The following is an 8,045-nucleotide window of genomic DNA, read 5'->3' as shown; positions in this document are numbered from 1 at the left end:
GGGGGGGGGGGGGGGGGGGAGAGGGGCGCGCGGCGCGCCCGCCGCCCCCCCCCCCGCGGGGCGCCCCCCCCCCCCCCCCCGCTGCGGTGAGGGAGGACGCGCTGAGGTGGGGGAGGACGGCGAGAGGCCCGCCCCCCGCAGGGGACGGGCCTCTCGCCGTCGGGAACTCAGGCCAGGTAGTCGCGCAGGGCGTCGGCTCGCTGCGGGTCGCGCAGCTTGGCCATCGTCTCGCGCTCGATCTGGCGGACCCGCTCGCGGGACAGCCCGAACTGCTTGCCGATCTGCTCCAGGGTGCGGGGCTGGCCGCCGTCCAGGCCGAAGCGGAGGACGACGACGTCGCGCTCCCGCTCCTCCAGCGTCTGCAGCACGTTGCGGACGTCGCCCTTCATCATCTGGAAGGCGACGGCGTCCTCGGCGACCGCGGCGTCGGCGTCCTCGATGAAGTCACCGAGCCGGGACTCCTCGTCGGCACCGACCGTCTGGTCGAGGCTGACCAGGTCGCGGCTGTACTCGAGCAGCTCGGTGATCCGCTCGGGGGTCATGTCCAGCTCGAGACCCAGCTCCTCGGCGGTGGGCTCGCGCTCCAGCTCCTGGTGGATCCGGCGCCGGGTGCGCACCACCTTGTTGACCTGCTCGGCCAGGTGGACGGGCAGCCGGATGGTGCGGCCGGAGTCCGCCATGGCGCGGGTGATCGCCTGGCGGATCCACCACGTGGCGTAGGTGGAGAACTTGAAGCCCTTGGTGTAGTCGAACTTCTCGACCGCGCGGATCAGGCCGACGTTCCCCTCCTGGATGAGGTCCAGGAACGTCATGCCGTGGCCGGTGTAGCGCTTGGCCACCGACACCACGAGCCGCAGGTTCGCCTCGAGCAGGTGCCGCTTGGCGGCCTTGCCGTCGACGGCCAGGGCCTTGTAGTCCCGCTGCAGGGCGGGGGTGAGCTGCCGCTCGGCCAGCAGCCGCTCGGCGTAGAGACCCGCTTCGATGCGCTTGGCGAGCTCGACCTCCTGCTCGGCGGTCAGCAGGGCGGTCTTGCCGATGGTGTTCAGGTACACCCGGACGAGGTCGGTGGACACCAGGCCGCTGGTGTCGGGCTCGCGGCGGGGCGAGCGGACCTCGAGGGCGTCGTTGGGGGAAGACTGCAGGAGCGTCACGATCTGTCTTCGTCCTTGCCTCTGGTTCGGATGCCCCGCCGGGCGTCGATGGGCGGCGGGGCGACCGGGCGTCTGTCCGAGGGCCTCGGTCGGCTGGGGGGCCCTCACTTGTGTGTCCGTCGTGGTACGGCCAGTCCAACGGCTGCAACCCGGTTGCGTGTTCCACGATCGGACGCTTCACAGCAAACGCACAGGGCGTGTGTTGCGTCACGGGCCTACCCGCCGGGGCGGGGGATCGAACTACACCCGCGGAAGTCAGACCTCGAGCAGCAGCGTCATCGGCCCGTCGTTGACCGACGAGACGGCCATGCGGGCCCCGAACACGCCCGTGGCGACCGTCGCGCCGCGCCGGCGGAGCTCGGCCACCACCTCCTCCACCAGCGGCTCGGCGACCTCGCCCGGCGCCGCGTCGGCCCAGGACGGGCGGCGGCCCTTCCGCGTGTCGGCGTAGAGGGTGAACTGGCTGACCACGAGGACGGGCAGGCCTAGGTCGGCGGCCGAGGCCGCGCCGTCGGGGGAGGGGAAGACGCGCAGCTCGTGCACCTTGCGGGCCAGGGCGCGGGCGCGGTCGGCGTCGTCCGCCCGGCCCACGCCCACCAGCGCCAGCAGCCCGCGGCCGATCTCGCCGACCACGGTGCCGTCCACGGACACGGCCGCCGTGGCCACCCTGCTCACCACCGCGCGCACCGGTCCATCCTCGCCGGTGGGCCGGCGCGGCCCGCGGTCCCCCCGGGCGCGGTCCCCCCGGGCGCGGGCGATGCGGCACGATTCCCCGGTGCCCCCGCTGACGCTGACCCAGGACCCGCGCGCCGACGAGCTGCTCGGCCGCGACCCGCTGGCCCTGCTCCTCGGCATGCTGTTCGACCAGCAGTTCCCGATGGAGCGCGCCTTCGCCGGCCCGCGCCTGCTCGCCGACCGGATGGGCGTGGAGACGCTCTCGGCCACGGAGATCGCCGACGCCGACCCCGAGCGGATGGCCGCCTGGTTCCAGGGCCCGCCCGCCGTCCACCGCTACCCCGGGTCGATGGCCGGCCGGGCGCAGGCGGTGTGCCGGCTGCTGGTCGAGCGCTACGACGGGCGGGCCGAGGCGCTGTGGGCCGACGCGCCGGACGGGAAGACGCTGCTGAAGCGGATCGGGGAGCTGCCCGGCTTCGGCGCGCAGAAGGCCAAGATCCTCGTCGCCCTGCTCGGCAAGCAGTACGGCGTGACCCCGCCCGGCTGGCGGGAGGCGGCGGGGGAGTACGGCGAGGAGGGGTCGCGGCGCTCGGTCGCCGACATCACCGGCCCCGAGTCGCTGGCCGAGGTGCGCCGCACCAAGCAGGAGAAGAAGCAGGCCGCGAAGGCCGCCGCCGGCTCCTGACCTGCGCCGGAGAAAGCGCCCGGAGCCACCTGCATCGTGCGCGATCGGGTGGCACGATGGGCGCCAGGAGCCGGGGGGCTCCGGGGCCGACGGATCCGCTCGCCGACTCCTCGCCACCACCCCCCGGCGAGTCCAGGGAAGGGCGCTCGTGGCCTCCAGCCAGCAGTCCGCACGATCCCGGCGAGCCGAGCCGGTCCTCATCACCGAGGCCGCGCCCAGCCTGGCCGAGCAGCACGCCGCCCGGAAGCGGCGCTACGTCCTCACCATGGCCGTCCGGCTCATGAGCATCGTGCTGGCCGCGGCCTTCTACCAGATCCTCTGGCTGGCGATCATCTTCGCCGTACTCGGCACGGTGCTGCCCTGGATCGCCGTCGTCATGGCCAACGACGGCCCGCCGAAGAAGCGGGTCGACGCCCACCGCTACCGGCCCGAGCGCACCCTCGAGGACCCGGTGCGGACCCGCCGCGCCATCGAGCCCGGGCGGGTCATCGAGCACTGAGACCCGGGGCCCGCGGTCAGCCGCGCGGGCTCACCTCGGCCGGCGTCGCCACGTGGTGGCGGCCCAGCGGCAGCATGAGCGGCGCGCCCGACGTCGGGTCGACGACCACCCGGCTGTCCAGGCCGAAGACCGCGCGCACGCAGTCCTCGGTCAGCACCTCGGCCGGGCTCCCGCCGGCGTGGATCCGGCCGTCGGCCATCGCCACCAGGTGGTCGGCGTAGCGGGCGGCGAGGTTCAGGTCGTGCAGCACCATCACGACCGTCGTCCCGCGGGTGCGGTTCAGGTCGGTGAGCAGGTCCAGCACCTCGACCTGGTGGGCGACGTCGAGGAACGTGGTCGGCTCGTCCAGCAGCAGCAGGTCGGTCTGCTGGGCCAGGGCCATCGCGATCCAGACCCGCTGGCGCTGCCCGCCGGAGAGCTCGTCGACGGCCCGGTCGGCCAGCTCCGTCGTCGCGGTCGCCTCCAGCGCGGCGGCCACCGCGGCGTCGTCCTCGCGGCTCCACCGGGAGAACACGCCCTGGTGCGGGTGCCGGCCGCGGCCGACGAGGTCGGCCACGGTGATGCCCTCCGGCGCGATCGGCGACTGCGGCAGCAGGCCGAGCGTGCGGGCCAGCTCCCTGGCCGGCATCCGGTGCACCGCCCTGCCGTCGAGCAGCACCCGGCCGGCGCGCGGGGACAGCAGCCGGGACATCGAGCGCAGCAGCGTCGACTTGCCGCAGGCGTTGGCCCCAACGATCGCCGTGATGCGGCCCGCCGGCACGACCAGGTCCAGGCCCTCGATCACCGTCCGCTCGCCGTAGGCGAGCGTGAGCTCCTCGGCGGTGAGCGAGTGGGTGGCGGTCACAGCGAGCCTCCGGCGCGGTTGGTGCGGATGATCAGGTAGATGAGGTACGGCGCGCCCAGCACCCCGGTGACGACGCCGACCGGGAACCGGGTCTCCAGGGCGAACTGGCCGACCAGGTCGGCGACCAGCACCAGCAGGGCGCCGACCAGGGCGGCGGGCACGAGCAGCGAGCCGTTGGGGCCGACGATGCGCGCCGCGATCGGGCCGGCGAGGAACGACACGAAGGCGATCGGCCCGCACGCGGCCGTGGCGAAGGCGATCACGCCGACTGCGCAGACGATGGCGACCAGCCGGGTGCGCTCGACGCGGACGCCGAGCGCGGCGGCCGCGTCGTCGCCCAGCTGCAGCGCGGAGAGGTTGCGCGTCTGGCCGAGCAGCACCGGCCCCAGCACCAGCAGCGCGACCAGGGCGGGCGCGACCGCCTCCCACGTCGTGCCGTTGAGGCTGCCGGTCAGCCAGCGCAGCGCCTCCTGGTAGTCCCACTGGCCGGCCTTGGTCAGCACGTAGGAGGTGACGCTGTTGAGCATCGCGCCGACGCCGATGCCGATGAGGATCAGCCGGGTGCCGGCGACGCCGCCCCTGAACGACAGCAGGTAGATCAGCAGCGCCACGCCCAGGGCCGCGGCGACCGCCAGCGTGGACACCGCCGTCCCGCCCAGCGACAGGACGACGATGCCGAAGACGGCCGCGGCGCCGGCGCCGGAGGTGATGCCGATGACGTCGGGGCTGGCCAGCGGGTTGCGGAGCATCGTCTGGAAGGTGACACCGGCCAGGCCGAAGCTGAGGCCGGCGACGATCGCGAGCACGCCGCGCGGCAGCCGCAGCCGCCCGACGGTGAACGTGGCCCCGGGCACCCGCTCGCCGAGGACGACGCGCACCACCTCGTCGATCGGGTAGAACGTCTGGCCGACCATCAGCGTGAGCACGAACGCGGCGACCACGAGCGCCGGCAGCACCACGATCACCAGGCGGCGGCGGGCGGCGCGGCGGACCCGCGCGCGGGCGACCGCGTCGACCGTGGCCGCCGGCGCGGGGACGACGACGGTCACAGCTCGCGCACCCGCTGGCGGCGCACGACGGCGATGAAGAAGGGGGCGCCGATCAGGGCGGTGATGATCCCGACGTCGAGTTCGGAGGGGCGGGCGACGACCCGGCCGATCACGTCGGAGGCGACCAGCAGGCACGCGCCGGCCAGCGCGGAGAACGGCAGCAGCCAGCGGTGGTCCACGCCGACGAGCAGCCGGCACAGGTGCGGGACGACGAGGCCGACGAACCAGATCGGGCCGGCGACCGCGGTGGCCGCGCCGCACAGCAGCACCGAGCCCAGCGCCGCGACCCCGCGGGCGAGGGCGACGCGCTCGCCCAGGCCCGCCGCGAGCTCGTCGCCCAGCGCCAAGGAGTTCAGGCTGCGGGCCGACAGCAGGCTGATCGCCAGGCCGACCGCGAGGAACGGCAGCACCGGCGTGATGTTCGCGAAGACCGCGCCGCCCACCCCGCCGACCTGGAACGACTGCACGTTGGCGGCGATGTCCCCGCGGGGCAGGGCGATGGCGGTGATGAATGAGGTGAGCGCCGCCGACGTGGCCGCGCCGGCCAGCGCGAGCTTGAGCGGCGTCGGGCCGCCGCGGCCCAGCGAGCCGACGGCGTAGACGAACACGGCCGCGACGGCGGCGCCGGCGATCGCCGTGACGATGATGCTGGTCGCGCTGAACAGGCCGAACCAGGCCAGGCCGGCGACCACCGCGAGCGAGGCGCCCATGTTGATGCCGAGGACGCCGGGGTCGGCCAGCGGGTTGCGGGTCACGCCCTGCATCACCGCGCCGGCCAGGCCGAGGGCCGCGCCGACCAGCACGGCGAGGACGGTCCGCGGGATGCGCTTGGTCACGGCCGCCTCCTCGATGGTGTCGGAGGACCCGCCGAGGGCGGCGAGGACGTCGGACCAGCCGACGCCGCGGGAGCCGATCGCCACCGAGGCGGCCATCAGCAGGGCCAGCACCCCCAGGACGACGAGCAGCCAGAGGAACCGGACCGACCCCGGACGTCGCCGTGCGGCGGCGTCCGGGGTCGGGACGGGGTGGGCCGAGGTCACGGGGCCGCGACCGGGGAGCGGTCGATCACGCGGCGGGGGCCCCGGCCTTGTCGGCGGCCTCGGCGAGCATGCCCACGTAGTCCTCGAGCACCCAGGAGATCGCCAGCGGGGTCGGGTTCGCCGCGGTGCCCAGCGGGGTGTCGGGCAGCAGGACGATCGCGCCGTTGGCCACGGCCGGCATCTGCGACAGCAGCGGGTCGCCCGCCAGCGCGTCGACCAGCTCCTGGTCGCCGTAGGTCACGATGATCTCGACGTCGTCCAGCGTGTCGATCTGCTCGGCGCTGATCGTGCCCGAGAACTGCTCGGAGTCCGTCGAGGCCGCCTCGACGCTGGCCGGCGTGGCCAGCCCCAGGTCCTCGAAGAACGCGCTGCGGGTGTCGAACGGCGTGTAGTAGCTGACCTCGCTCAGGTCGGTCGTGTCGACGTGGGTGAGGAACATCGTCGACCGGCCGGCCAGCTGCGGGTACTGCCCGACGGTGTCGGCGATCTCGGCCTCGAGGTCGGCGACGAGCTGCTCGCCCTCCTCGGCCATGCCCATGCCGGCGGCGTTGATCTCGATCATCTCCCGCCACGGGGTGGCCCACGGCGCCTCGGGGAACGCCACGACCGGGGCGATCTCGCTGAGGGTGTCGTAGTCCTCCTGGGTCAGCCCGGAGTAGCCGGCGAGGATGACGTCGGGCTCGGTGTCGGCCACGGCCTCGAAGTCGATGCCGTCGGTCTCGTCGAACAGCACCGGGGTCTCGGCGCCCAGCTCCTCGAGCCGCTCGGACACCCACGGCAGCAGGCCGTCGCCGTCGTCGTCGCCGAAGTTCGCGGCGGCCATGCCGACCGGGACGACGCCGAGGGCCAGCGGCACCTCGTGGTTGGCCCACTGCACCGTGGCGACGCGCTCGGGCGTGCCCTCGATCGTCGTGGTGCCGAAGGCGTGCTCGATGGTGAACGTGTCGCCGCCGCCACCCGAGGCGTCGTCGGAGGAGTCGTCGCCGCAGGCGGCGAGGCCGCCGACGAGCAGGGCGGCGGTGGTGAGCGCGGCGAGGCGCGGGGCGCGGCGCATGGGGTCCTTCCGGTCGGGGTGGCGCGCGAGCGCCGGTCGGGTCGTCCTCGCGGCCCGGTGCGAGCCGCCCCGTCGAACCCGACGAGGTGAGGATTGGCTCACCGAACTTAGGACACCCTTGCCTTCGTCCCGGTCACGATCAGGTCACGGTTGGCCTCAGCGGGCGCCGGGCCGCCGCACCACCTCGGCGGCCAGCGCGGCCCCGGCGTCCAGCAGGCGGGCGGGGTCGGCGCCCGGGTCGGCCAGCCACGCGGCGAGCAGGCCGGCGGTGAACGCGTCGCCGGCGCCGGTGGTGTCGACCACCGTGGCGGGTAGCGCCGGGCGGTGCACCAGCCGCCCGCCGGCGCACCACAGCGCCCCGTCGGCGCCGAGGGTCACCGCGACGGCCGGGTGCCGGCCGGCGAGCGCCCGGGCGGCATCGGCCGGGTCGGCGCAGCCGGTGAGCAGCCGGGCCTCGTCGGCGTTGGGCAGCAGCAGCGTCACGCCGGTGGTGTCGGCCAGCCAGCGGTCCACGCCGTAGGCGGCCAGCGGGCCGGTCGACGCCGGGTCCAGCGAGGTGGTCGCCCCGGCCGCCGCCGCGGCGGCGAGCGCGGCCAGCCCCGCCGTCCGCGGCCGCGGGTCCAGCAGCGTGTAGCCGGAGACGTGCAGGTGGTCCCCGGTGCCGACCGGGGGCAGGTCGGCCGGGGTGAGCGCGAGGTTGGCGCCGCGGTCGGCGAGCATGCTGCGCTGCCCGCCGGGCTCGACCAGGCTGACGATCGTGCCGGTCCCGGTGTCCGGCACCGCGCGGACGGCGGCGGAGACCCCGGCCGCGGCGAGCTCGGCCAGCAGCGCCGTCCCGGCGGCGTCCGCCCCGACGCAGCCGGCCAGGGTGACCGGCACGCCCAGCCGGCCCAGGTGCACCGCGACGTTCGCGCCCGCCCCGCCGCCCCGCGTCCGGATGGTGGCCGGGCGGTCGGAGCCGGGCGCCGGCTCCCCGGACAGGACGGCGACGACGTCGGTGGCGACGTCGCCGACCACGACGACGGACCGCGCCACCGGCGTCCCGCTC

At 75.3% G+C, this 8,045-nt stretch carries 9 protein-coding genes; 2 read left to right on the top strand and 7 right to left on the bottom strand.

Annotation, left to right across the window (positions count from 1 at the left end):
• Positions 1 to 167: 167 nt before the first annotated feature.
• Together sigB and dtd are read right to left on the bottom strand one after the other, a co-directional pair.
• Positions 168 to 1,151 carry an RNA polymerase sigma factor SigB gene (sigB, locus tag ACI79F_RS18305; RefSeq protein WP_456546518.1) on the bottom strand — a complete coding sequence of 328 codons (984 nt, stop codon included), beginning with the start codon at positions 1,149 to 1,151 and terminating at the stop codon, positions 168 to 170.
• 255 nt (positions 1,152 to 1,406) lie between these two features.
• On the bottom strand, positions 1,407 to 1,838 hold the full coding sequence (gene dtd, locus ACI79F_RS18300; RefSeq protein WP_456546517.1) for a D-aminoacyl-tRNA deacylase: 432 nt from the start codon (positions 1,836 to 1,838) through the stop codon (positions 1,407 to 1,409).
• Positions 1,839 to 1,926: 88 nt separating this feature from the next.
• Between dtd and ACI79F_RS18295 the strand changes: the two genes are divergently transcribed.
• Positions 1,927 to 2,511: an HhH-GPD-type base excision DNA repair protein gene (locus tag ACI79F_RS18295; protein ID WP_456546516.1), complete on the top strand. Its 585-nt coding sequence runs from the start codon at positions 1,927 to 1,929 to the stop codon at positions 2,509 to 2,511.
• Positions 2,512 to 2,659: 148 nt separating this feature from the next.
• A complete protein-coding gene (locus tag ACI79F_RS18290) occupies positions 2,660 to 3,010 on the top strand; it encodes a DUF3099 domain-containing protein (protein ID WP_456546515.1) in 351 nt (116 codons plus the stop codon).
• A gap of 16 nt (positions 3,011 to 3,026) precedes the next feature.
• Here ACI79F_RS18290 and ACI79F_RS18285 read toward each other — a convergent pair whose 3' ends face one another.
• The 5 genes from ACI79F_RS18285 to ACI79F_RS18265 form a co-directional block, all read right to left on the bottom strand.
• Positions 3,027 to 3,854 carry an ABC transporter ATP-binding protein gene (locus tag ACI79F_RS18285; RefSeq protein WP_456546514.1) on the bottom strand — a complete coding sequence of 276 codons (828 nt, stop codon included), beginning with the start codon at positions 3,852 to 3,854 and terminating at the stop codon, positions 3,027 to 3,029.
• A complete protein-coding gene (locus ACI79F_RS18280; RefSeq protein ID WP_456546513.1) occupies positions 3,851 to 4,903 on the bottom strand; it encodes a FecCD family ABC transporter permease in 1,053 nt (350 codons plus the stop codon). The genes ACI79F_RS18285 and ACI79F_RS18280 overlap by 4 nt, the downstream gene beginning before the upstream one ends.
• The gene (locus ACI79F_RS18275) at positions 4,900 to 5,943 is read right to left on the bottom strand and encodes a FecCD family ABC transporter permease (protein ID WP_456546512.1); all 1,044 of its coding nucleotides are present in this window, start codon (positions 5,941 to 5,943) and stop codon (positions 4,900 to 4,902) included. The genes ACI79F_RS18280 and ACI79F_RS18275 overlap by 4 nt, the downstream gene beginning before the upstream one ends.
• 25 nt (positions 5,944 to 5,968) lie before the next feature.
• Positions 5,969 to 6,997, bottom strand: coding sequence for an iron-siderophore ABC transporter substrate-binding protein (locus tag ACI79F_RS18270; protein WP_456546511.1), 1,029 nt, complete (start codon positions 6,995 to 6,997; stop codon positions 5,969 to 5,971).
• A gap of 156 nt (positions 6,998 to 7,153) precedes the next feature.
• Positions 7,154 to 8,032, bottom strand: coding sequence for a carbohydrate kinase family protein (locus tag ACI79F_RS18265; protein ID WP_456546510.1), 879 nt, complete (start codon positions 8,030 to 8,032; stop codon positions 7,154 to 7,156).
• Positions 8,033 to 8,045: the final 13 nt, after the last annotated feature.

The sequence above is a fragment of the Blastococcus sp. SYSU D00868 genome (assembly GCF_054050575.1).
The sequence above is the reverse complement of the archived record's forward strand: the minus strand, read 5'-3'. Positions and strand labels throughout refer to the sequence as shown.